Consider the following 21,818-nt stretch of genomic DNA (forward strand, 5'->3'; position numbering starts at 1 on the left):
CGACTGTGTTTGGTCGTCCCCGTGTAGAGATAGTACGGACAGGCGGAGTCAGTTGTTCCTCTCGGGCGGTCTTCCGCTCAGCCGCATGTCATGTGTGGGCCGCAGTCGGTGCGGTCGAAGCCCACCGAGCCTTGCCGTTGGGGCGGGTACCAGACGACTTCGTCGGCTTCCCGGTGGTGGTGCCGGGCGGTGAGTGTGTGTGATGCGGTCAGGCGGTCGAGGAGTTCGGCGGTCTGGCGGGGTGAGTGTCCGCACAGGCGGGCGAGGACCTCCATGTCCGTACTGCCGGCATCGCCTGAGGTGTGCGAGGCCAGGGCACGTGCGGTCAGCTGCACGGCCGGGGGCAGTAACGGCGGGCACTGACGCGGCCCGGCCCCGCAGCCGCTGCCCACGATGCCTGCATGCCTACGGCCGGCACCGCACCCCTTGCCGATCCTCGCAGTCACGTGGCAGTGCGCAGTCGCCTGCCCCTGCCGGTACCGCCTGTGGCGTGCGCGGTGTCGGGGAGAGATCTCTGTGACCAGCTGAATGTCACAACTCCCGGAGAAATCAGCACTGTTGTGGTGCGTGCGATGCGCGGGCGGTATTCGAGTAAGTCATCCGAAAGGGGAATGTACGGCATGGATCCTGTGATCGTCGGAGCGGTGGTGACCGTGGCCGTCAGCGTCGTCAACGGCATAGTGAAGATCGCCCAGCGGCGCCTGACCGCTGATGTCGAGATAGCGCGCATCGCCGAGGCCGGACAGACCGACCGGATCCGCTGCACCACGGCACAGGATTCCCGCCCCGGCCGCCGCTCCCGGCCAGCACCAGCCGACCGGAGTGGGGGTGGCCGCCATGGAGGACGCGCTCAGCACTGACATCGGCCTCGCCGACCACGTCGAGACCAGCCCGGCCCCACTGCCCGGCATCGAACTCGCCGAAGCGCTCCACCACGAGCAGTACCCGGCACTGGTCCGCTTTCTGCTCCTGCACGGCGCGTCCTGGGCGGAAGCTCAGGACGCTGCCCAGGACGCCTTCACCCAGATGTGCGCGCCCGGTCTGTCACTGACCCATCCCCGCGCCTGGCTGCGCACGGTGGCCTGGCGGTCATGGGTGAGCCAGCAGGTCAAACCCGAAGACGCCTGCGCCGAGATGCCCGAGCCCCAGACCAGTCTGCGCTGGCAGACCCCGGACCACGCGGCTGAGCTCGGGGAGGAAGAGCGCCGGGTGGTCTCCTTGCTGCTCCAGCTGCTGGCCAAGCAACGCGCCGCCATGGCCTGGCACCTCGATGGCTTCACCACCGAGGAAAGCGCCCGCGCCATGGGCACCACACAGGCGGCCGTGCGTCAGAACCTGACCCGGGCCAGAGCGGCTCTGAGGGAAGGCCTGCACCTGGAAGGACGCTTCAAGGAGGGGAGGAGGGTGACGTGAGCGACCGCGATCCGCGTACACCCAAGCCGGAACACGGCTGCGAGGACAGCCTGGACATGCTGCTGACGAGGGCGCACGAGCAGCTGGGCACTGCCATAACCGACCGCATCACCGCACGGGGAGGGCCACCCGAGCTGCGTTCCCCGGACCTTGCACTGGACCGCCTCCTGGCAGCCGCCCATCGCTGCGTCGGGACCGCCGTCACCCGCCGCCGCTCCCGCGAGGCCCGCGCCGCCCTGGCCCAGCGCAACCTGGCGCTCGAAGCACGCCTGGCAGAGCGCGGACCGCTCTCCAGCCGGCCATCGCCCGTGCGGCTGAAATACCGTCAAGAGACCCTGCGCCTTGCCCACCGCTACTGGCCCATCGACCTGGCCAAGGGCATGCGGGCCGCTGTCCGCATCGTCCAGAACCTGAGTGACCTCCTGGAGGACACCAGCCAGCCTGTCACCACCACGGGCCCGGTGGTCCGACAGCTCAGAGAGCATCTCCACGACATGTCTCGGCTGCCCAAGCCGCCACGGCCCCCGGTCACGCTCACCGGACTCGACTACCTGGTGGCGGTTGAGTCGGCGCTCGCCGAGCCCGCCGAGCGGCTGCTGCACGATGTGCACCGCATCCGGCAACTGCTCGATGAGGAGCTGGCGCCGGCGATCGCCACCCTCAAGTCGTCCCCGCCTGCCTACGTGTTCGGTGTCGATGCCATCGCACAGGACCTCATCGACGATCTGGCCCAGGGCTGCGACCAGGCGGACGTCCTGGCCAAGGCCGTCGTCGAGGTCGAACGGGCGAGCAGCGACTTCGTCGGCGCAGACCTCAGCTGCGCCAAACTGGACGGCGTACTCCTCGAGGGGATCCTGTGGGACGCCACGACGGTATGGCCGGGAGAGTGGGAAACCCTCATCAGGCGCGCCTCGCTGCCCTCCGGCGAAGAACAAGGCGTCCTCATCGTCGCCGCCGAACCATCCGACACCGTCATCCACGCCGAAGCATGACCAAACGCCGCTGCCTTCACCCCTGGCGCGAGTGTTGCGGTGCCGGGCGGCGTGCGCGGTCGCGGCGATTGTTGGACATCCGCAGCGGGAGCAGAGATGCGACGGTCCCGTCAGCCGGTGAGCGCCTGGCCGTGGGCGTCGATCGGTGGGGGCAGCGCCCGCAGCCGCTCGGTGAGGTCGTCAGCGGCAGGGCCGCCCCGGTCGGCAAGCGTGCCGGTCAGGTTCGAGAGCCGGGTGCGCGCGGTGGAACGGAGCCGGGCGGGCGGGACCCGTTCGAGCACGTCGTGTGCGCGCTGCGCTGCGGTGCCTCTGCCTGCGCGAGCACCAGGGAGGCCGCCGCCCATCCGGGCGTGCCGCTGATGCAGTCGGACAGCGAGGCCTCGGCGCGAGCGCGGGCATCGGACGCCCGGCTGAGGACGAGATACGCCTCCGCCTGGTGCAGGGCGAGTTCAGCCGAGTCGAAGCCGAACCGGCCCGGGGCCTCGGTCTCGGCGGCCGAGTCGAGTTCGTTCAGCGCCGTGGTGAGGGCGTGCCCGGCGTCGTCGCCGCGGCCGCCGGCCGCGAGGGAAGGCAGCAGAGCCCATGCGTGGAGCTGGGCACGGACGAGACCGGGCGGGGCTGCGGCCGCTCCTCGTTCGGCGTGCGCTATGGCGTCCGCGGTGCGCCCGGTGGCCCGGGCCACCATGCTCTGTGCCCCCCACGACCACGCTTCGAGTCGCCGGTCGCCTCCATGCCCACCAGCTCGACCTGTTCGAGCAGCAGCCAGTCACTCAACTCGGCCAGCCCGCGCTGAGTCGTGGGATACGTTCGCGTCTCCTGACCCCGGCTGTTCTTGCGCTTGCCCGGCCAGCGGACCGTGGCCACCACCGTGTCGCGGTGCACGTCCAGGCCCGCGCAGCGGGCCACCACCACATCCATCCCAGCCTCCTCGGGCATGACGCCGTCCCAGCGGACGCCGCCCGAAGGGGGCCTACCGGTTCAAAGAGTCTGAGATTCGCGCTCGTGGCAGCAGTCAGAAGTCCCTCAAGCCTCAGCGTCATACTTTTTCCGGACTCGCAGTACCACACGGCACCGACGTCTGCCGGGCGACGCCCCCTCGATGATCACCCACCGTGCGGAACCCAAGTACCGGCGCACGGCAGCAACCCCAGCGGCGCGTGAGAGCACCAGCCACCCCCGAACGCTCCCGTACGCCCCGCCACTGGAGCCAGCTCAGGCCGGAGAAGTGGGGCCGCCGCAAGCCGTTAATGCCACTCGGCCCCGAACCGGCGGCGTACGACCTCGCCGATACGGGCCAACGTCCAGCCCAGGTCACTCCAGCCGCACGCGGCCGGACCGGCCTCCAACACCGCTTCCAGAGCACGCAGTTGGCTGGCGTCGAGCTTGCAGCGGGCGCCACCGGGCCCCTTGGAGACCAGCGCCTGGCGGCCACCCGCGGCCAAGGCCCGACGCCAGCGATTCGCCGACATCCGGGTCACCCGAAACCGCCGGGCCACCTCCCGGTCACTGGCCCCCACCTCGATCAAGTCAGCAGCCGCGAGCCGGACTTGCTCACGCCGATGCCGCTCCTCGGCCGTCAGCCCACCGCCATCGGGATACCTCATCCTCCTGGCATAGCGCGGCTCGCGACAGCCGTCACGACCCCACGTAACCCGCACCGTTAAAGATCTCTGGAGGGCGTCTGAAAAGCCTGTCAGCGGGCAAGTTGCCTGGTAGCGGGGTGGTGGCGCATTTTCGGGGGCTGGGGTGTGCGGGCTGCGTACCCGTTACTCGACGGATCTGTCTGATCCGGAGTGGGAGATCCTGTGTCCGCTGGTTCCGGCGGTGAGGCCCGGTGGACGGCCGGCGAAACACTCGCGGCGGGAGATCGTCAACGCGCTGGCGTATTGGCTGCGGGCCGGCTGTTTTCCCCCTGACCTCCTGGTCAGAACGCTCGTCCTGCTCCAGCACGACCTACTCGAACGACTCCTGCCGGCCAGACGCCTGCGCAGCCAGCCCCGCGTCATCAAACGCAAGATGTCCAACTACCGGCTCAAATGGGCCGAACACCACACCTGGCCCCAACCCACCCGAACCGGCACCCGAGCAATCACCATTCAACGACCCCAACCCGCAAACCCGTAACGCAACGGCATTGCCTCTAGAGCTGGTCGATGCACACCCGGAGTAGCGCGTTGAGCGCGGCGGCCTGGGGCAGGTCGTGCATGGTGATGACGTCGGCGCTTTCACGAATCTGCCGGTGGAGTACATCATCCGCCTGCGTCTTAAAGTCCAGCAAGCGGGTCATGTATTTCTTGTCGGTCCGGGTCCATCCGTAGTTATTGACGGCCACCTCGAATGACTTATAGCCGAGGACCGGCGGCACGTGGTCGATGATGGCCCGCAGCAACGTGTGGCAGGAGTAGGCGTGACCGTCCGCGTAGTTGTCATCCAGTTCTCGCAGCAGTTGCAAAAGCTTGTCCACATTCAGCTTGGTCTTGCCTTGCTTCGCGGCCAGTTCAGTGCGGAGGGCAGCATTGACGTAGAGCTTCGGCTCACTGACCGTCTCGACCGTCGGTGCAATGATGGCTCCTGTGACGGTGGGCAAACCCTGCGGGTACTGTGCAACGGCAGACGCAACCGAAAACCGAGGGCGCGGCGTAGGCACCGGCATTGAGATTGAGGGAGACGCCGGGAGTGTAATGGTGTTGGCCGCCGTAGTCAGCTCGGCAACTCGCTCCACATAACCGGGTAGATCGTCAACGTCTCGGTACTCTTTGAGTCCCCGGTGGAGTTGAAACCGCCAACCGCCCGGGGCTGTACCCCACGGTTGATAGCCGCGCCGCAGTACCGGCTCACGCTGGAAGATGCCCGGCAAGGCCACCACGAACTCAGTAGTGACGGCGGGATGGTCTCGCTTGAAGTCGTCCGAGGTGATGTACGGGGCATCGGACCGATCCGGCGATGGCTTGGCTGCCCGCTGATGCTTCACGAAGTACTGCAAGACGCCAATGAAGTTGTCAGCGAAGATGCCGCAACTCGGGCGAGTGGAGGCCAGCGGCGGCAGTAAGGGCCGGGCGGCTGTCATCGGCCAAGTGGGCCCGGTCGTACCAGGCCAGACCATACGAGGGCCCAGTCAGTCCTCCGGACTCCCTGAACCCGGCCACAGGCAGGGACTTGAGAACGGCCTCCGCGTCGTCGTATCCCAGATGGTCCATCATGCCCTCGACGTAGTGCCAGAACGGCCACTGCTCATCTTGGAAGTAGCGCTCAGCCATGACTTTGAGCAAGGCGAGTTGAGCGTCATCAAGCGGCTCTGTCAGGGCTGACATGGTTCGTCCGATCTTGAAATTATCTGTCGGGATGACCACGTATCGTACGCCTGGTGAGGGAGCATCAGCCACGGCTTTGAAGCCCGGCGACCTGCACTGCGGGGCTGGAGAATGCCGGTTCTGCTGGATGTGGCCCCTGGCCGTCGCGCTGAGTGGGGATTGCTTCGCGAACGTCAGCCTGCTGCGGGCCGAGCCGTCGTTGCTCGGGCCGGCCTCCGACCCCACTGCGTCCCGGCTATTACCACACTGGCTTCGAACTGGAAGCGAGCGTTGACCGTACTACGGCAGGTCCGCCGCCCAAGTCCGTGACTATGCATCTAGACTAGTGCGTCATTTGTCGTATTTTCACAGTCCATGTGGCACTTATAGGGTTGATGTTCCAGGGAGAGGTAAAGCTCAAGCGGAGAACAGGCTCATGACTGGTCGTGAGCGCGGCGTTCACTGGCGGCGAGGGGGGCGAGTGCACCCGAAAATCAAGACACCGGCGGCATTACTGCTGAGCCGAAGGAGCTTCACCTCCATTTTGCTCTTCTTTGTCGCCGCCTCACTGGCGGTCTCGGCACTGCTTGCCCTGGGCTTGGCCGGATACAGCTCCGACAAGATTTCCTACCCGACCGCTTTTCGTCTAGCGCTTTCTTCGGTGTGGAATCCAGGGGACTTAATGCTCAAAGATGGCGAGTCTGCGGGCTACTACGTGTTCGCGGGACTCGCTACGCTCGCCGGAGCTGTCATACCCGTTCTGCTGCTGGGGTCTTTCGTCTTCAAGCTCTTCAATCGTGACCCTTTGCAGTGGCGGAGCAACGTATCGCTGATCAATTGCTCCGGCGAAGGAGCGGTCATGGTACTGCGTTTCTATAACGGAACACAGATGAGTTTGGTCAATATTTCGATCGACGTGATCGCTCGATATGAGACGACTGCTTCACCCAAGTCGCTGATCAATAAGCCGCTTGAGTGCCTGTCAGGGGCAACGATGAAGCGCGCCAATCGCGGATTCTGGGCGTATAGCTCTCCGGGTGTCCCTTTCACTGTTCGGGTGCCGCTTTCGGAAAAGCTGAGCGCAGCTCAGACGTACGAAGGGAGCGTGATAGACCTTCAAGGGCGGATGCTGAAGAAATCTCTCGTGCAGATCATTGCATTAGCGAGGGGGACCGTCGTTGAGACCGGATCGGATTTTGTGAGCATCCATCACTACAGCGCAAAGGACTGCTTTTCCATCGGCCACCCGGAGGAAATCGAAGTCAATGGATCCGTCAACCCGAAGCATTGGAAAGGGTGGCAGAATTTCGAGAATAGTTCCAATGTGTACATGTTTGCGTACGGCTCGCTGGTGAGCGGCGAATCTATTTCTCTCACCGTCGGCCACGAGTATCATCCCTTTGACGGGCCGCTTTCCGCGCGACTGTATGGGTGGCGGAGAACCTGGAATGTCGCTTCGGAAACCTCGCAGCTCGCCCCCAGGGTGTACCGGATGCCCGACGGTTCAGCATATGACGGTTGGGTTCGTTCACTCGGGATCAAGCGGGACCCCTCGGCCTTCTGCAACGGAGCCGTGTTTCGCGTTTCCGAGAAAGACCTGTCCCTTCTCCGCATCAGAGAGAAGCGATATACCGAAGAGGACGTTAGCGCCGAAGTCACGTGGATCGGAAAGCCGGCCGACGCCAAGGTGGTGACGTATGTCCCTCGCGAGAGACTCGTTCCCGAACCGCGGAATCCGGGGGATATTCGCCCTACTGTGATTCGAAGGGGCTATATAGCTCTCATTGAAGACGCCTTTGGAGCGCTGGGGCCCGGATCACTGGAAGAGTACAAAGATACCACGGACGACCCAGACGGGATTGTCATCCAAGATATGGATATCGAGTCCAAAGACTGACTTTTTTCTAGCAATTTCCTCATCAGATTACAGCGCGGAGGCCGTAATTGATTTGCCATGCGATTGACGGATCTCTAGCACTTCAAAACATTCTCGCCTGCGGGTTGCTACTTCTGGCTATCCATCATGGCCGAACAATCGGATGTGCCGCCGCCTTTGCTACACTTTTCATTGGCGCGATTGTCCTGAATGCTGTCATATTGGGTCTTATTCCGGCCCTCTGTCGTTAGCTTCATCGAGCGGCACATGCTGATTGCTCAAAAATGCTTGGGACGATCAGAATTGAGTCGATCGAGAGTAAAAATATGATCAGTTCAGCGACATCCGTGACCGTGGCGGAGTCGAGCCCCTGGTGATCCGTGCCGTATGCCCCATCAGTTGAGTCGAGACCGTTGTGGGACAGCAGTAAAGGATGTCATCGTCCGGGCAGCATCATAGATACCCGCAGTCTCACTGGGAGTCCCACCATGAGCACCCCGCCTCCGCCCCCGCCCAGAACTCGCCTGAAGAGTTTCCTTGCCACCCTCGTTGCGTTGGGTACATTCTTCGCTCGCGCTGCCGCGATGCTGGGTGCTGGTGCTGGCCACTTGTTAGGAGTCGATAATTTACTCGGCAATAATGACAGAAACTCAGCTTCGAGACCAACGGTAGTATCATCGGCAACACCAGATGCGAAGATAAGAATCCCCACAGGCGCGACAGTGATTTCTCGGTGCATCACAGTTGAAGGCACAGGCCACGCCGCCCCAGGACATCATTTGTGGGTTGGTATCGAGGCGTCACCCGGACAGGACTATCTGGACAAACGTGTCACTGTCTTGGACGAGGATCACTGGCAAGTAACTGGCGTAGTGGTCGGCTCCAAAAATGCCACAGGAGAAACACGCACAATCCTAGTGCTTGATGTTGACGACCCCACGGACAAGTGGCTTAGAACGATATCTGTTCAATCGAAACCGCAATGGTACGCTCAGATAATTGGCCGAGGATTTCCTTCCGGAATAACCACCGTAGCGCATAGGGAAGTGCAGCGCGACGACACAAGCTCTGATGACGGTCCAGATTGTTCGATCCCTCCAGCGTGACGCATTGCTACATAGATCTTTGACGATGAGATAGACGACTTCGCCGTACCTCACCGTTGCTCTTGATGCGACCTAAGTTGACTCTAGAGGGCGTCTGAAAAGCCTGTCAGCGGGCTGGTCTTGCGAGGCGACGCACCAGGAGCATGGCCATGGTGAGGTAGATGGCGCTCTCCGAGCAGACGCGGAGGTACTCGTAATCCTTGGACAGGCGTCGGCACCGTCCCAGCCAGGCAAACGTCCGCTCTACCACCCAACGTCGCGGGACCACCGCGAAGAGGGGCACTGCCGGAGGCGGCTCTCCCACCCGGGCCCAGGTCGAGCGGAAGCCTCCGTCGCGGCGCTGCACGACCTCCACGGTGATGCCGGTGGCCTCCCGGGCCCAGGCATGGAAGTCGGCGCCGCGGTAACCCTGGTCCGCCCACACATGCCGCAGACGCGGAAGGGCATCGGCAGCCCGGGAGAACAGCACCACGGCGCCATCACGATCGCCGACGCTCGCCGGGCTCACGCAGGCCACCAGGACGGTGCCGCGGGTGTCGACGAGTAGATGGCGCTTGATGCCGCTGACCTTCTTGCCGCCGTCGTACCCATGCAGGCCACCGCGCTCACTGGCCCGCACGCTCTGACTGTCCACAATGGCCGCACTGGGGATGGCATCCCGGCCGAGCTGCACCCGCTCGCGTTCCCGCAACGCCGTCAACATCCGCTCCCACACGCCTTCTTGCTGCCAGCGCCGCCAGTAGTGATACACCGTCTGCCACGGCGGCAGGTCATGCGGCAAAAGTCTCCAGGCACAGCCGGCCCGCAGCCAATACGCCAGCGCGTTGACGATCTCCCGCCGCGAGTGTTTCGCCGGCCGTCCACCGGGCCTCACCGCCGGAACCAGCGGACACAGGATCTCCCACTCCGGATCAGACAGATCCGTCGAGTAACGGGTACGCAGCCCGCACACCCCAGCCCCCGAAAATGCGCCACCACCCCGCTACCAGGCAACTTGCCCGCTGACAGGCTTTTCAGACGCCCTCTGGACGCCCGCAAGGCCCTGTGCCGGATCCTGTTCGTGCTGTCGATGAGTGCCCGAACAGGCTGAACACATCATCTGATCACCGAAGCGCACAGCAACGGAGTTCTCAGGATGTGCCGGATCCCGCCGCGGCCGATCCGCATCGGTTGCTCATGGTGGTACTTGCCGGATCAGGGGCGTACATCGACGTAGTCGCCGGCGGCCTTGGCTGGGCCGGTGGTGGTGGTGCCGGTGAAGTTCCAACGCCAGTAGCCGTCCCTGACTGCCTTGACCGTGGTGCGCAGGGTGCCGGTGTTGCTGGTGTTCACCGTGGCCACCGTGGTGTAGGTGCTGCTGGCCTTCGGGCGGAACTGCAGTTTGACGGCTTGGCCCGCGTATCCCGCATACCGGTAGGTGTCCCAGTTGGCCCGCACGAGCTTGCCGGTGACGGTGATACGAGAGCCCTTGGTCACTGGTTCCGGTGAGGCGTTGACCGTGAGCCGCGCGGCACGCTTGAGGCTGAACGACCCGGCGCCGGGGGCAAAGACCGAATCGCCGTCGTTGGCGTCGGCCAAGGCGTCGACCGACCATGTTCCCGCGTTGGCGTTGGCCAGGTCCACCGGATCGTCGCTACCCGGTGCCGGGTGGGCGTTGGCGGTGAACACCGTCGTGCATGCCGTCGCGCTCTCGCAGAACGCGTCGGTGGTGTAGAAACCGCCGTGCGGCCCCTTCAGATCCACATCGGCGAAAGACAGGCCGGAGTCGTCTGATCCGGTGACCGTGACCGGGAACACCACGTTGTGCGTGATACCCACGATGACGTCATGTCCGGAGTTGACGGTGGCACCGCTGACCACCGGGTCGCCGGGCGCGGCATCGGCCGAGGCGCCGGCCCCCGCCAGCAGAACGGCGACGGCCCCCACCACGACACTGCGGCTTGTCGCGCGACCGACGGGCTTGCGCCGTGGGGCATGTGCGGCGGCGATGGGTGGGGCGATGTCGCGCCCGCCGCTTTGTCTGTCGCCAGGTGGTGCGACGAAGCTGGTCATGAATCCTCCCAGGGATGACTGGCCCTGATGCCAACCAGCCCGCGAGCGAGGGCAGTTGGCGGCGAGCGCGGGAGACGGATGTGTGTCACTCCCTACGACTGCCGAACCGGCCCGATCGTTGCCCCCGGCCGCGTGGCAGGCGGTGTTTCGGCGGGCGAACGCGCGGTGCGCTTCGTTCGGGATCGGCATCGAGGTGCACCCGCATACTCTGCGGCACACCTATGCCGTGTACATGCCGGGGTTGTTGCTGCGGCAGACGGTCCGGGCGCTGGGCCGCCGGCTGGACGGGCCGCTCTCGCACGCCGAACTGCGGCGGCTGCTGATCGGGAATCCGATGCGAACCCTCCAGTTGCAACTCGACTCCACACAACTCGGGGCAGGCCGCGGACTCTACGAAACTCGGGGCAGCTCAGGCTGCCCCGGATCCCGTGTCGTACGGTCTGACGTCGCGGTCGCCCACCGTCCGCAACGGATCTCACCGAACCCGGCGGTGCCGCCGGTACGGCCGAGAGGTCTGAACCAATACCGGGAATCAGGCGGCGACGAGCTCCTGCTCGCGGTCCGGCGTCTTGACCTTGGGCTTCTTGTTCGGCAGCGAGAGCCGGAAGACCTTGTGCCACGCGGAGAACACCTGCTTGGGCAGCGGGCCGGTGACGTACTCCAGCTCGTACTTCTCGAACAGCGCGCGCACCTTCACCGCGACCTCGGCGTACCGGTTGCTCGGCAGGTCCGGGAACAGGTGGTGCTCGATCTGGTGCGACAGGTTGCCGCTCATGAAGTGCATGGCCTTGCTGCCGCTGATGTTCGCCGAGCCCATCATCTGGCGCAGGTACCACTGGCCGCGCGTCTCGCCCTTGATCGAGTGGCGCTCGAAGACCTGTACGCCCTCGGGGAAGTGCCCGCACATGATCACCGAGTGGGTCCAGACGTTGCGGACCAGGTTCGCGGTGAACGTGGCGGCGAGCGTGGTGAAAAACGACGGGCCTGACAGCAGCGGGTGGATCACGTAGTCCTTGAGCACCTGCTTGCGGATCTTGCGGCCCACGGCCTTGGCCCGCGCGCGGAACTCCGGGTTGTTGCGGCGGCGCTTGTGCAGGTTCTTGCCGAGCTCCAGGTCGTACGCTGCGATGCCGTACTCGAAGAAGCAGGCGTTGAGGAAGTTCCACAGCGGCTGGCCGAGGTGGAAGGGGTGCCACTTCTGGTCCTCGTCGACGCGCATGATGCCGTAGCCGAGGTCGTTGTCCTTGCCGATCACGTTGGTGTACGTGTGGTGCAGTTCGTTGTGCGAGTGCTTCCACTGCTCGGACGGCGAGACGTGATCCCACTCCCAGGTGGTGGAGTGGATCTTCGGGTCTCGCATCCAGTCCCACTGGCCGTGCAGGATGTTGTGGCCGATCTCCATGTTGTCCATGATCTTCGCCACGGACAGCCCGGCGGTGCCGATCAGCCACGCGGGCGGGAAGATCGAGAACAGCAGTACGCCCCTGCTGACCAGCTCGAGCTTGCGCTGCGCCGAGATGACCTTGCGGATGTAGGCGGCGTCTTTCTCGCCGCGGTCGGCGATCACCTCGTCGCGGATCGCGTCCAGCTCGCGGCCAAGCTCCTCGATCTGCTCCGCGGTCAGGTGGGCGGTGGGGTCGATGGCGGTCAAGGTGCTCCTACCGTTCGATGTCGCAGGGGCCCGCGGCGGCGGACACGCAGGTCTGGATGAGGACGCCCGGTTCGGCCTCGGTGATCTCGCCGGTGCGCAGGTCGCGGACGGCGCCCGCCTTGAGCGGCGTGATGCAGCCGAAGCAGATGCCCATGCGGCAGCCGGAGGGCATGAGCACGCCGGCCTCCTCGCCGATGTCCAGCAACGGCGTGGCGCCGTCCGCGTCGACGGTCTTGCCGGTGGCGCTGAACGTGACCTCGCCGCCGTCGCCGGCGATGACGATGCTGGGGCGGAAGCGTTCGGTGTGCAGGCGCTCGTGTACGCCGTGCTCGGTCCAGTGCTCTTCGGCGGCGTCGAGCAGGCCCGCGGGCCCGCAGGCCCAGGTCTCGCGCTCGGCCCAGTCGGGCACGAGTGCGTCGAGACGGGCGATGTCGAGCTTGCCGTCTGTGTCGGTGTGCACCTCGGTGAGCCGCAGCTTCTTGTCCGCGACCAGGTCGTGCAGTTCGTTGCGGAAGATCACGTCTTGCGGCTGTGGCGCGCAGTGGACCATGACGACGTCGTCGAACTTGGTGTCGCGCAGCATGCCCATCACGGGCGTGATGCCGCTGCCGGCCGTCAGGTAGAGCACCTTGGCGGGCTTGGCCTGCGGTAGCACGAAGTCACCGGTCGGCTGGTCGAGCTGGATCAGCGTGCCCGGTTTGGCCCTGCGGACCAGGTGGTTGCTGACCTTGCCGTCCGGGATCGCCTTCACGGTGATCGTGACGCGGCCGTCCTGGCGGTTTGTCGGCGAGGTGAGGGAGTAGGCACGCCACAGGCGCACCCCGTCGACGTCGATTCCGATCCGCACGTACTGACCGGCTGTGTGGCCGCGCCAGCCCCGTCCCGGCCTGATCACGATGGTCGCGGCGTCACCCGTCTCGGGGTGCACGGCCTCGATGCGCCCCCGCAGGTCAGCGCCCGCACGCAGCGGGCTGACCAGGTCGAGGTAGTCCGACGGCAGCAGCGGCGTCGTGACCATCTCCAGCAGTTTCCACGCCCTGCTGCGGAGGGCTGTACTCGTCATGACTCCAGCTTGCTGCGCCTCAAGGCGTAAAGTCCTGACCGTAGGACGTAAATCTGGTCGGCTGAATTGTTCGCAGGGAACAAAAACGTGAGCCATGCAATCCGAAGGGCCAGCGAACTGGCCCTCGATGAGACGACGGTCACCGCACTTCGGGCCGCGCTGAAGAGCACCGCCGACGAGGTCGTCCAGGCGATCATCGACGAGGTCCCTCCCTACGCCAACGCCCTTTCGGGCCACATGGGCGCCACCATCCGCCGGGCTGTTCGCACCGCCCTGGGGCACTACCTGGACCGCGCGAGCGGGAACGCCACAGGCGGCGACGCCGGTGACGCAGCCTACGAGCTGGGCCGCGGCGAGGTGCGCGACGGCCGTTCGATGGACGCCCTGCTCAGCGCCTACCGCGTCGGCGCCCGCGTGGCCTGGCGATGCCTGGCAGCGGGTGCCGTACCCGCAGGTCTGCCCGCCGCCGAGGTCGCCAAGTTCGCCGAGCTGACCTTCGCCTACATCGACGAGCTCTCCGCCGCGAGCGCCGCGGGCCACGCCGACGAACTGGCCGCCCGGGGCAGGGACCACGAGCGCCACCTGGAACACCTGGCCCGCGACCTCCTCGCCGACGCGAGCCCGGACGTGCTGCTGGCCTCTGCTCAACGGGCCGGGTGGCAGCATCCGGCTTCGCTGACCGCGGTCCTGCTGCCCGCCGCCCAGGCCCGGCCTGCCTACCGCGCGCTCGACCCGAGCACCCTCGTCCTCGACGATCTGCCGGACGCCACCGGTGTGCTGCTCGTCCCAGACGCCGACCGATCACACCTCTTGCGGCAGCTGACCGACCGCACCGCCGTGGTCGGCCCGGCCCGGCCATGGACTCGAGCGTCCGCCTCGTACGCACGAGCCGTACGCGCCCGCTCCCTCTCCTCTGATATTCGCGACACCGAGGACCACCTGCCCGAGCTGGTGCTGAGCGCCGACATGGACGCGTTCGCAGACCTGCGTACCCGAGCCCTCGCACCGTTGCGGACCTTGCCTGTCGCGACCGCACAGCGGCTGGAGGAGACGTTGCGGGAGTGGCTGCTGCACCAGGGCAGACGGGACGAGGTGGCGGCGGCGTTGTTCGTCCATCCCCAGACAGTCCGGTACCGGATGTCGCAGCTGCGGGAGCTGTTTCCGGATCTCGCATCGCCACACCGGGTCCTTGAACTGACGCTGGCGGTCGGTCTTCGGGTCACCTGACGCGTACTTCGACCGTCCACGACCGCGTCCGCGAGCGGTCCAGGAATCGTGCCTCGTTCCCGGTGCCATCAGCTGGCTCGTGCGGCCCGTCGAAGAGCGGTATGAGCCAGCTGAGACCGGGGGTTGATGTGAAGACCGGACAAGGCCTCCAGAAGCCCGTCGGGGGCGCTGTCTCTGAGAAGCGCGGTGGCGGATACGGCTCGACTGGATCCGGTGGACAATGCGTACCGGCCCGCTCGTCGACGCGCTCATCGAGCATCTGGTCGGTGATCTGGGCCGCTATGACCTGGAAAACGGCTTTTCATGTCGTCGTGGAGGGCGCTGCCCTGGCACGAGCTGACCCACGGGCGCGCGGCGGGCTGCAACTGGGTGACCGGCGGGGCGGCCAGGCCGGGTCACCAGGGGCGGGGGGCCGGCCTGGCACACCGCGCGAGGGAAGATGGGGATGGAATGACGGAACGCGAGGTCAGGAGCTTCCATGACGAAGCGGGTTCACCAACCCCGTGAGGACGCGGAGTTCGATTTCATCCTCGGGGTGAGCGGAGTCCCGGTCCTCGCATACTTCACCGGGACATGGCCCAAGGCAATCGAGCCCTGCCGGGCGATGGACCTCGTCGTGGGTGACATCGCAGACGAGTACACGGGCCGCCTGACGGCCGTCCGCACCGACATCACGCGCTGTCCGTCCGCAACCAAGCGATACGGGATCACCGGAGCCCCGTCCTACGTCCTGCTGAAGGAGGGAGAGGTGGCGGCGCACGGCACAGGGCCCATGACCATCGCCGAGGTACGGAAGTTCCTGGACGGCCACCTCTGAGCGGCCTACTGGAGCTACCACGCCGCTCGCGAACACCAGCGTCTGTACCCCGCACCTGACCAGCGGAACTACACCATCGCTGCCTGAACGCGGGCGGCCGGCGAAGGTATCGAGGAACCATACCGATGGCGTTCGTCAGGGCAACTGCGACAGGACGAGGCCGTCGATCCGGGACTTTCCGAAGTCGTGTCCGCAGGCCGGACACCCGCTCACGATCCGATGCTGAGCAAGATTGCGCCCCAGGACGGGGATCGCCACCTCGGGGCAGATCACCTCGAACCCGGTATCGCACACAAAGCACTTGTGCCGCTTCAGCCCGGCGAGCACCACGCCCGCCAGATCGTCCGACGCTTCCACGGCGTCCTCGTTCAGATCAGGAAGGACGACTTCGTCGGGCCACACCGCTACGTACGGAGCATCCGGCCACGCCCGCCGCAGGGGGACGCGCAGTAGTGCCGGCCTGAACCTGGCGCCGAACCGCGCGGGAACCTCGGCGATGCCAATCACGGACGACGGAAGAGCCTCGTCCGTGAACACACGCAGTTCGCCCCAAGGCCCCCAAAACAGCCGCATCCGCCGCATCTCCCGTTGCGCTCATTCAACGCTGCCGCAGATGCTCGCATACTCGTCTCGCCGTCGCCCGACGGCGACCTCGACACCTGACCGGCGTCGTCCCTTGAAACGAGCCGCACCCAAGGCGTTTTCGCCACCGTCCAACAGACTGTCTTCGGGTTCCTGTTCGCCCGTCGTGCGGTTGTTGCGCAGGCGAGGGTGGGCGAGGGCTCCGATCGTGTCGGGACCGGAGGTGAGGGTGGGATGATCCTGTCCTCTCCGGTACGCCTGGCGACGCCACGTTTACCGGATCACCGGTGACCGACGAGGAAGACGAAGGATCGATGACGCTGAACGTGGGCCAACGGGTGCGGCTGGCGGCGGATCTGCGGTTGGCCGGATCGGTGACCCCGGCCGGGGAGCCCCCGGAGGAGACGGGTGCCTTCGCCGTCTCTGTGGCCCTGGCAGCAGGCATCGAGGGCACCGTCGAGCGTGTGGACGAGCATCACCGGCAGCAGAGCCACGAGGTCCGTGAGTACCTGCGCCTCAAGTCGCTCCTCGACGACTTCGGCCACCAGATGCCGTCGGCGAGCAGAGAGCAACTGGAGGAGCAGGTGGGGGCCTTGGAAGAGCAGTGGGTCGCCTACCAGCGACGGATGCTCCGCGTCACGGTCCGTGTCCGGCTCGACAACGGATTCGTCCTCGACGACGCCCCCGAGGAGGCTTTCGCCTCCGCCTGACCAGGCGTTGCGGCGCTCCCTTTCCGCGTGCCGGCCTGTCAGCCGGGCAGGACACCCGGATTGAGGATGTGGTGCGGGGTGAGACGGTTCTCGGCGGCTCGCAGCGCCAGTGCGAAGGGTTCGGGGGCTGGAGGTCGAAGGCGGGACGGTGGTCGCGGCCGTCGTCACGCTCGATCGCTCGGCGGGCCGGCTGTGCCCGTCGTCTCCGCGAGACGGTGTTCGAGGCTGCCGCGACGTGGGACCTGCACGGCATCCTCGGCCCCACGCTGGAGGAGACCAGCCGCCCCGACGACGAACGACCCTTGTGGGGCGGTCCGTAGGACAGGCAGATCGCTTTGCTTGCATCCGCGTCCTCGCGTGCGGGCGATGGGAGGTTTCCCCCTGGTCGTGGACACCCTGGACACTGGATCTATGAAGTTCCAGAGATCAGGAGTTCCCGTTGGGGACCTACAAGTACTCGGCTGAGTTCCGGGCCGACGCCGTCGCGCTGTACCGCGCCAGTCCGGGGCGTCCGGTGGCGGCCGTGGCCAGGGACCTGGGCGTGAACCACGAGACGCTGCGCCTGTGGATCAAGGCCGTCGAGGACTCCGAAACGCCGTCCGTGCGGGCGGAGGCGGACAAGGAGCCGAGATCGCAGCCCTGCGCCGGCAGGTGCGCGAGCTGGAACTGGAGCGCGAGATCCTGCGCCGGGCGGCGAAGTATTTCGCCGGGAGACGCGCTGGTGAGGAGCCGTCAACTAACTACTGCCTGATTCTGGGCGAGTGTGGTCTGTGACGTGGTAGAGGGAATCCGTAGGAATCACGGAAGCCGTCCTGGCAGTGCTGGACGTGAAGTTCGCGTCGATGCTGCCGCATCTGGACGAGCGACAGCGCCGCCTGTACCTGGCCCTGGAGGCCGATGCCCTCGGGCATGGCGGGACCGCGGCGATAGCCAGGCTGGCGGAGGTATCGGAGTCGACCGTCGCGCGGGGACGCGACGAACTCGCGAGCGGCGCCCCGGTGCTGGGACGGGTGCGCCGCCCCGGCGGCGGACGTAGACCGGCAACCGAGCGCGACCCTGGCCTGGTGCCGGCACTCGAGGCCCTGATCGAGCCGCAGGAGGTCGGCGACCCGGTCTCCCCGCTGCGCTGGACCACGGCCTCGCTGCGAGACCTGGCCCGGGAGTTGACCGCGGCAGGCCACCCGATCAGCGCCCCTGCCGTGGGCGAGCTGCTGCGCTCGAGGGGCTTCAGCCTCCAGGGTGTGGCCAAGACCCGCGCCGGAAGCCATGTCCCCGACCGCGACGCTCAGTTCCGGCACATCAACGCCACGGCCGAGCGGTTCCTGGCCCAAGGTCTGCCGGTGGTGAGCGTGGATGCGAAGAAGAAGGAGCCGATCGGCGACTTCGCCCGAGCGGGCCGCACCTACCGCCCCAAAGGGGCGCCGATCACGGCCCCAGACCACGACTTCACAGACTCCGACACTCCGATCGCGATCCCGTACGGCGTCTACGACCTGGGACAGGACACCGGCTGGGTGAACGTGGTCACGGACCGCAACACTGCGGCCTTCGCGGTGGAGTCCATCCGCCGCTGGTGGAACCAGCAGGGCCAGCAGGACTACTCGGGCGCGACCCGGCTGCTGATCACCGCCGACTCCGGTGGGGCGAACTCCGCCGACTCCCACCTGTTTCAAGAAGGACCTGGCCGCCCTCGCCGACGAGTGCGGACTGACCATCACCGTCCTGCACTTTCCACCTGGCACCTCGAAGTGGAACAAGGTGGAGCACCGCCTATTCTCCCGGATCACCCACAGCCTCCGCGGACGGCCCCTGACCAGTTACGAGGTCCTGCTCCAGAGCATCGCGGCCACCCGCACCAGCACCGGACTTACCGTCAGCGCCGTCCTCGACGAGAACGACTACCTCACCGGGCGCACGCTCACCAAGGACGAGCGCAAGGCGATCCTGCAGCGCGTCCAGCGGGACGACTTCCACGGCGAATGGAACTACACCATCGCCCCGTACGATCCCCAGATGGCACCGCCACCCGAGCCGGACCGGGCGAAGGCACCGCCGATCCCGGCCGAGGCGACTTACCTGCTCACGCACCCCGCCCTGACCGGCATGTCCCGTGAGCTGTTTGACCGGCTCGTGGAGGAACTCGAGCCCTGTCGCCGGGTGCTGGCCGAGACGGAGCGGGAGAAGAGGAAGGGCCTTAACCGGCGCGGATACAACCCCGGGTTCGGCTTCCTCGACCACCGCCACCGCGTCCTGGCCGCCCTCCTGAGTCGTCGCAACACCGTCACCCTCACCCTGACGGCCCGACTGCTCGGCCGGGACCGCAACACCCTGACCTACCACGCCCACCGAATCATGCCCCTGCGCTCCTTTGCCGCAGCCCCCGACATCACCGCAGCCATCACCCAGCACCGGCGAACCCGCCCACCCCGCACGATCGACGCCCTCCAGAACGTGATCGCTGACTACGAAAGCAACATCAAGTCAGGCAGTAGTTAGTTGACGGCTCCTCACCAGCGCGTCTCCCCGGCGAAATACTTCGCCGCCTTCCGCAGGATCTCGCGTTCCTCCTCCAGTTCGCGGACCTTCTTGCGCAGGGCCGCGTTCTCCGCCTCCAACGGCGTGGGCGGCTCCGCTGGTGCCTCCGCCCGGCGGCCCCGGGGCCGGTTCGCCCCGGCCGCCCGTACCCAGTTGCGCAGAGTCTCCGGGTTGACTCCCAGATCGGCGGCGACCTGCCTGATCGTTGCTCCGGGGCGCGACTGGTACAGCGCGACCGCGTCCGCCTTGAACTCCGGCGGGTAGTGCTTCATGACCACGAGATGTCCGTTCTCAGATCCTCAAGATCCAGTGTCTCGTGTGTCCAAGATCAGGGGTCAAGGCCCCATCTCCGACAACGAGGCAGGCAAGCAACTCCGCACCCAACTCGCCACCGACCACCCCACGATCACCAAAGCATGGGTCGACACCGGCTACAAGACCCGGGCCATCGAGCACGGCGCCGCACTCGGCATCGACGTCGACGTAGTCCCACGAAACACGCAGGTCAAAGGCTTCTCCGTGACGCCGAGGCGCTGGGTAGTGGAGAGAACTTTCGGATGGATCATGATGCACCGCCGCCTCGCCCGTGACTACGAGACCAAACCCGCGCACTCCGAGAGCATGATCCGCATCGCGATGATCTCGAACCTCGCGAAAGGAGCAACCGGCGAAACACCCATAACTTGGCACAACCCATGAACTATCCCGTCTTCAGCCGGAACGTCCTCTAAGAGGAGAGAAGCTCCCAGACTGGCGGGACACCGCCGCGGACGTCGCCAACTTGAGACCTCCGGCCCGCCCGTAGACTTGCCGGGATTTCCGCACATCAGCGCGGGACCCTCACCCACCGCCACCCACGAATCAGCAGGTCAAAGGATTCCGTCGGTTCCCCAGGCGGAGCACGTGCGCGCTGACGTGCGCGGTGCGGGATGCCGGGGCCCGTGCCTTAGGGGGTGTGACGGATGCGGACTAGGGTGATCACCCGTTGGTGACAGGAGGAACGGGGATCTCATGAGAAACAGTCAATTAGTCCGCCGCGCAAGGCGGTTGATCCTGGCCGCGGCGTTCGTCGGCTGCTCCCTGACAGGGTGTGGAAGTGGCAAGGACAGCGCGACGGGCACCGACGACGCTCCGTGGACGGCGCCCAGTAAACCCGCCGCGGCGCCGCGCCCCGTCCACGACCCGCCCGCGAAGTTCGCCGCGGCGGGCAGCCCGATGCCCGATGAGGCGACCACCGGACGTCTGACCATGGGGGGCACGCTCAACAGCGCGATCCCGGTGACCCTGTACAAGGCGACGGCGTACGTCGCCGCGCCCGACCATGTCCAGGCCGTCGACACGGCCACCGGACACGTCACGGCGACCGTCGAGCCTGAGGGCGCGGCCCTGTCGGAGACCGGCAGTTATGGCAATGACAACCCGGCAGTGGCGCCGGCGCTGGTGACCGTCGGCGGCAAGCCGACCGTGGTGACCCCGTTCCTGGTGAAGCGGTCCGGCAGCGGAACGCAGGCCGGCCACAAGGCGGTCGAGGTCACCGGCCTCGACGCGAACACTGCCAAGGTGCTGTGGCGGTTGACGCTGCGGCTGCCGGATTGGGCGGACACCACGTACGACGATCTGACCGCGACTGCCGTCGGCGCCGATCAGGCCATGGGCGCCGTCATGGTGTCTGCGGGGGAGGACGCCGTCACTTATGGCATCGATCTGGCGGCTCATCGCCGGGTGTGGACGCAGGACGGGTTCCGGGCCACCGCCGTCGCCGGGGGTGTCGTGGCCGGCACGACCGCGGACGACCTCGTCCATGAGCGGGCTGTCGGGTACGAGGCCTCGACGGGCAGGCGTCGATGGTTGGGCGGGGACAGCTATGAGCTGGCTGTGTATGCGGCGGGCCCGGGCCTCGTCCTTGCGCAGGGACGCGACTACGGCAGCGGCGCCAGCTACCACCGCCTCCTGAACGCTGCCACGGGCGCCACGAAATGGGAGATGCCGGCTGAGTTGGCCGGCTCGAGCTGCGTCTACGACGAGAAGAGCGTGCTGGTCTGCCACGGCTCGGGCTCGCAGGGCCTGGTCGCGTATGGCCTCGACGCCAGTAGCGGCAAGGTTTTGTGGCAGCTGCCGGACAAGCAGGCCGACCGGGTGGCTCCCAAGGTCACCGCGGCTTGGCACGGCCGGGTCTACGGCACCACCGACAATGGCCCCCTCGTTCTCGACGCCCGCACGGGTGAGGACACTCCTGCCCGGCCGGGTATCGCCCCGGTGCTCCTCAACGAGTCTGCGGGGATCGCCCTCGATGACGCCGGCGACAACCTGCTCGTGTACTCCACGAGCGGCTGAGTTTGTCGAACCGTTCTGGCACGGGCTCGCGCACGGCGAGGTGCTGGCTGCGGCCGTGCTGCTGAGCGGATCCGGGCTCTCTCGGTGGTTGTTGACGCCGAGCGAGGTTGCCGTGTGGTCAGGCCACCCCCAGCCGGGCACGGCATGCCGCTGGACTTCTGACCAGTACC

The 21,818-nt window shown here is 66.4% G+C and carries 21 protein-coding genes and 3 pseudogenes; 12 read left to right on the forward strand and 12 right to left on the reverse strand.

Annotated elements, in window-relative coordinates; translation table 11 throughout:
* Nucleotides 1–77: 77 nt before the first annotated feature.
* A complete protein-coding gene (locus OG975_RS47805; RefSeq protein ID WP_406336076.1) occupies nt 78–335 on the reverse strand; it encodes a hypothetical protein in 258 nt (85 codons plus the stop codon).
* Nucleotides 336–620: 285 nt separating this feature from the next.
* On the opposite strand from OG975_RS47805, the gene OG975_RS47810 reads away from it, so the two are divergent.
* From OG975_RS47810 to OG975_RS47820, 3 genes are read left to right on the forward strand one after another with little or no spacing between them, the layout of a single operon-like run.
* Nucleotides 621–860, forward strand: a complete 240-nt coding sequence (locus OG975_RS47810; RefSeq protein ID WP_406336077.1) for a hypothetical protein — start codon at nt 621–623, stop codon at nt 858–860.
* On the forward strand, nt 838–1,413 hold the full coding sequence (locus OG975_RS47815) for an RNA polymerase sigma factor (protein ID WP_406336078.1): 576 nt from the start codon (nt 838–840) through the stop codon (nt 1,411–1,413). Before OG975_RS47810 ends, OG975_RS47815 begins: the two co-directional genes overlap by 23 nt.
* Nucleotides 1,410–2,405, forward strand: coding sequence for a hypothetical protein (locus tag OG975_RS47820; RefSeq protein ID WP_406336079.1), 996 nt, complete (start codon nt 1,410–1,412; stop codon nt 2,403–2,405). Before OG975_RS47815 ends, OG975_RS47820 begins: the two co-directional genes overlap by 4 nt.
* 217 nt (nt 2,406–2,622) lie before the next feature.
* Here OG975_RS47820 and OG975_RS47825 read toward each other — a convergent pair whose 3' ends face one another.
* The 3 genes from OG975_RS47825 to OG975_RS47835 form a co-directional block, all read right to left on the reverse strand.
* Nucleotides 2,623–3,090, reverse strand: coding sequence for a hypothetical protein (locus tag OG975_RS47825; RefSeq protein ID WP_406336080.1), 468 nt, complete (start codon nt 3,088–3,090; stop codon nt 2,623–2,625).
* Entirely contained in the window at nt 3,051–3,341 is a 291-nt protein-coding gene (locus tag OG975_RS47830; protein ID WP_406336081.1) for a hypothetical protein, read from the reverse strand. The genes OG975_RS47825 and OG975_RS47830 overlap by 40 nt, the downstream gene beginning before the upstream one ends.
* A 308-nt stretch (nt 3,342–3,649) precedes the next feature.
* On the reverse strand, nt 3,650–4,009 hold the full coding sequence (locus tag OG975_RS47835; RefSeq protein WP_406336082.1) for a helix-turn-helix domain-containing protein: 360 nt from the start codon (nt 4,007–4,009) through the stop codon (nt 3,650–3,652).
* 142 nt (nt 4,010–4,151) lie between these two features.
* Between OG975_RS47835 and OG975_RS47840 the strand changes: the two genes are divergently transcribed.
* On the forward strand, nt 4,152–4,529 hold the full coding sequence (locus OG975_RS47840; RefSeq protein WP_406336083.1) for a transposase: 378 nt from the start codon (nt 4,152–4,154) through the stop codon (nt 4,527–4,529).
* A gap of 16 nt (nt 4,530–4,545) precedes the next feature.
* Here the strand turns inward: OG975_RS47840 and OG975_RS47845 are convergent, their stop codons facing one another.
* Nucleotides 4,546–5,388 carry a hypothetical protein gene (locus tag OG975_RS47845; RefSeq protein ID WP_406336085.1) on the reverse strand — a complete coding sequence of 281 codons (843 nt, stop codon included), beginning with the start codon at nt 5,386–5,388 and terminating at the stop codon, nt 4,546–4,548.
* A gap of 16 nt (nt 5,389–5,404) precedes the next feature.
* Nucleotides 5,405–5,755, reverse strand: a complete 351-nt coding sequence (locus OG975_RS47850; protein ID WP_406336086.1) for a hypothetical protein — start codon at nt 5,753–5,755, stop codon at nt 5,405–5,407.
* 376 nt (nt 5,756–6,131) lie between these two features.
* On the opposite strand from OG975_RS47850, the gene OG975_RS47855 reads away from it, so the two are divergent.
* Nucleotides 6,132–7,592 (forward strand): gamma-glutamylcyclotransferase family protein, encoded by a 1,461-nt coding sequence (locus OG975_RS47855; protein WP_406336087.1) that lies wholly within the window; start codon nt 6,132–6,134, stop codon nt 7,590–7,592.
* 1,191 nt (nt 7,593–8,783) lie between these two features.
* Here OG975_RS47855 and OG975_RS47860 read toward each other — a convergent pair.
* The 4 genes from OG975_RS47860 to OG975_RS47875 form a co-directional block, all read right to left on the reverse strand.
* A complete protein-coding gene (locus OG975_RS47860) occupies nt 8,784–9,629 on the reverse strand; it encodes an IS5 family transposase (protein ID WP_406336088.1) in 846 nt (281 codons plus the stop codon).
* Between the two features lie 242 nt (nt 9,630–9,871).
* Complete coding sequence (locus tag OG975_RS47865) at nt 9,872–10,729, reverse strand: calcium-binding protein (RefSeq protein ID WP_406336089.1); 858 nt, start codon at nt 10,727–10,729, stop codon at nt 9,872–9,874.
* Nucleotides 10,730–11,261: 532 nt separating this feature from the next.
* Nucleotides 11,262–12,380: a fatty acid desaturase family protein gene (locus OG975_RS47870; protein ID WP_406336090.1), complete on the reverse strand. Its 1,119-nt coding sequence runs from the start codon at nt 12,378–12,380 to the stop codon at nt 11,262–11,264.
* Nucleotides 12,381–12,387: 7 nt separating this feature from the next.
* Nucleotides 12,388–13,443, reverse strand: a complete 1,056-nt coding sequence (locus OG975_RS47875; RefSeq protein WP_406336091.1) for a ferredoxin reductase — start codon at nt 13,441–13,443, stop codon at nt 12,388–12,390.
* Between the two features lie 87 nt (nt 13,444–13,530).
* Here OG975_RS47875 and OG975_RS47880 point away from each other — a divergent pair, with 87 nt between their 5' ends.
* Together OG975_RS47880 and OG975_RS47885 are read left to right on the forward strand one after the other, a co-directional pair.
* Nucleotides 13,531–14,670 (forward strand): PucR family transcriptional regulator, encoded by a 1,140-nt coding sequence (locus OG975_RS47880; RefSeq protein WP_406336092.1) that lies wholly within the window; start codon nt 13,531–13,533, stop codon nt 14,668–14,670.
* A 478-nt stretch (nt 14,671–15,148) separates the two neighbouring features.
* Nucleotides 15,149–15,487 (forward strand): thioredoxin family protein, encoded by a 339-nt coding sequence (locus OG975_RS47885; RefSeq protein WP_406336093.1) that lies wholly within the window; start codon nt 15,149–15,151, stop codon nt 15,485–15,487.
* A 135-nt stretch (nt 15,488–15,622) separates the two neighbouring features.
* Here the strand turns inward: OG975_RS47885 and OG975_RS47890 are convergent, their stop codons facing one another.
* Nucleotides 15,623–16,069 (reverse strand): hypothetical protein, encoded by a 447-nt coding sequence (locus OG975_RS47890; RefSeq protein WP_406336094.1) that lies wholly within the window; start codon nt 16,067–16,069, stop codon nt 15,623–15,625.
* A 287-nt stretch (nt 16,070–16,356) separates the two neighbouring features.
* Between OG975_RS47890 and OG975_RS47895 the strand changes: the two genes are divergently transcribed.
* From OG975_RS47895 to OG975_RS47905, 3 genes and pseudogenes are all read left to right on the forward strand, one after another.
* Nucleotides 16,357–16,779, forward strand: a complete 423-nt coding sequence (locus OG975_RS47895) for a hypothetical protein (protein ID WP_330301714.1) — start codon at nt 16,357–16,359, stop codon at nt 16,777–16,779.
* Nucleotides 16,780–17,218: 439 nt separating this feature from the next.
* Nucleotides 17,219–17,530 (forward strand): transposase, encoded by a 312-nt coding sequence (locus OG975_RS47900; protein ID WP_406336095.1) that lies wholly within the window; start codon nt 17,219–17,221, stop codon nt 17,528–17,530.
* A gap of 91 nt (nt 17,531–17,621) precedes the next feature.
* Nucleotides 17,622–18,780 (forward strand): annotated as a pseudogene (locus tag OG975_RS47905) (ISAzo13 family transposase); the annotation flags it as partial.
* 521 nt (nt 18,781–19,301) lie between these two features.
* On the opposite strand, the pseudogene OG975_RS47910 reads toward OG975_RS47905, so the two are convergent.
* A pseudogene (locus OG975_RS47910) lies at nt 19,302–19,592 on the reverse strand (transposase); the annotation flags it as partial.
* A 49-nt stretch (nt 19,593–19,641) separates the two neighbouring features.
* Here OG975_RS47910 and OG975_RS47915 point away from each other — a divergent pair.
* Both OG975_RS47915 and OG975_RS47920 read left to right on the forward strand, forming a co-directional pair.
* Nucleotides 19,642–20,013 (forward strand): annotated as a pseudogene (locus OG975_RS47915) (transposase); the annotation flags it as partial.
* Between the two features lie 312 nt (nt 20,014–20,325).
* Entirely contained in the window at nt 20,326–21,648 is a 1,323-nt protein-coding gene (locus OG975_RS47920) for a PQQ-binding-like beta-propeller repeat protein (protein ID WP_406326513.1), read from the forward strand.
* Nucleotides 21,649–21,818: the final 170 nt, after the last annotated feature.

This window comes from Streptomyces sp. NBC_00203 (assembly GCF_045206325.1).
Lineage (GTDB): Bacteria > Actinomycetota > Actinomycetes > Streptomycetales > Streptomycetaceae > Streptomyces > Streptomyces lutosisoli.

Bases quoted from the DNA above. Each gene is read 5' to 3' on its own strand.
- OG975_RS47835 (WP_406336082.1), bottom strand. From the start codon at position 4,009: ATGAGGTATCCCGATGGCGGTGGGCTGACGGCCGAGGAGCGGCATCGG.
- OG975_RS47815 (WP_406336078.1), top strand. From the start codon at position 838: ATGGAGGACGCGCTCAGCACTGACATCGGCCTCGCCGACCACGTCGAG.
- OG975_RS47865 (WP_406336089.1), bottom strand. From the start codon at position 10,729: ATGACCAGCTTCGTCGCACCACCTGGCGACAGACAAAGCGGCGGGCGC.
- OG975_RS47830 (WP_406336081.1), bottom strand. From the start codon at position 3,341: ATGCCCGAGGAGGCTGGGATGGATGTGGTGGTGGCCCGCTGCGCGGGC.
- OG975_RS47920 (WP_406326513.1), top strand. From the start codon at position 20,326: ATGAGAAACAGTCAATTAGTCCGCCGCGCAAGGCGGTTGATCCTGGCC.
- OG975_RS47890 (WP_406336094.1), bottom strand. From the start codon at position 16,069: ATGCGGCGGATGCGGCTGTTTTGGGGGCCTTGGGGCGAACTGCGTGTG.
- OG975_RS47855 (WP_406336087.1), top strand. From the start codon at position 6,132: ATGACTGGTCGTGAGCGCGGCGTTCACTGGCGGCGAGGGGGGCGAGTG.
- OG975_RS47825 (WP_406336080.1), bottom strand. From the start codon at position 3,090: ATGGTGGCCCGGGCCACCGGGCGCACCGCGGACGCCATAGCGCACGCC.
- OG975_RS47885 (WP_406336093.1), top strand. From the start codon at position 15,149: ATGACGAAGCGGGTTCACCAACCCCGTGAGGACGCGGAGTTCGATTTC.
- OG975_RS47810 (WP_406336077.1), top strand. From the start codon at position 621: ATGGATCCTGTGATCGTCGGAGCGGTGGTGACCGTGGCCGTCAGCGTC.
- OG975_RS47875 (WP_406336091.1), bottom strand. From the start codon at position 13,443: ATGACGAGTACAGCCCTCCGCAGCAGGGCGTGGAAACTGCTGGAGATG.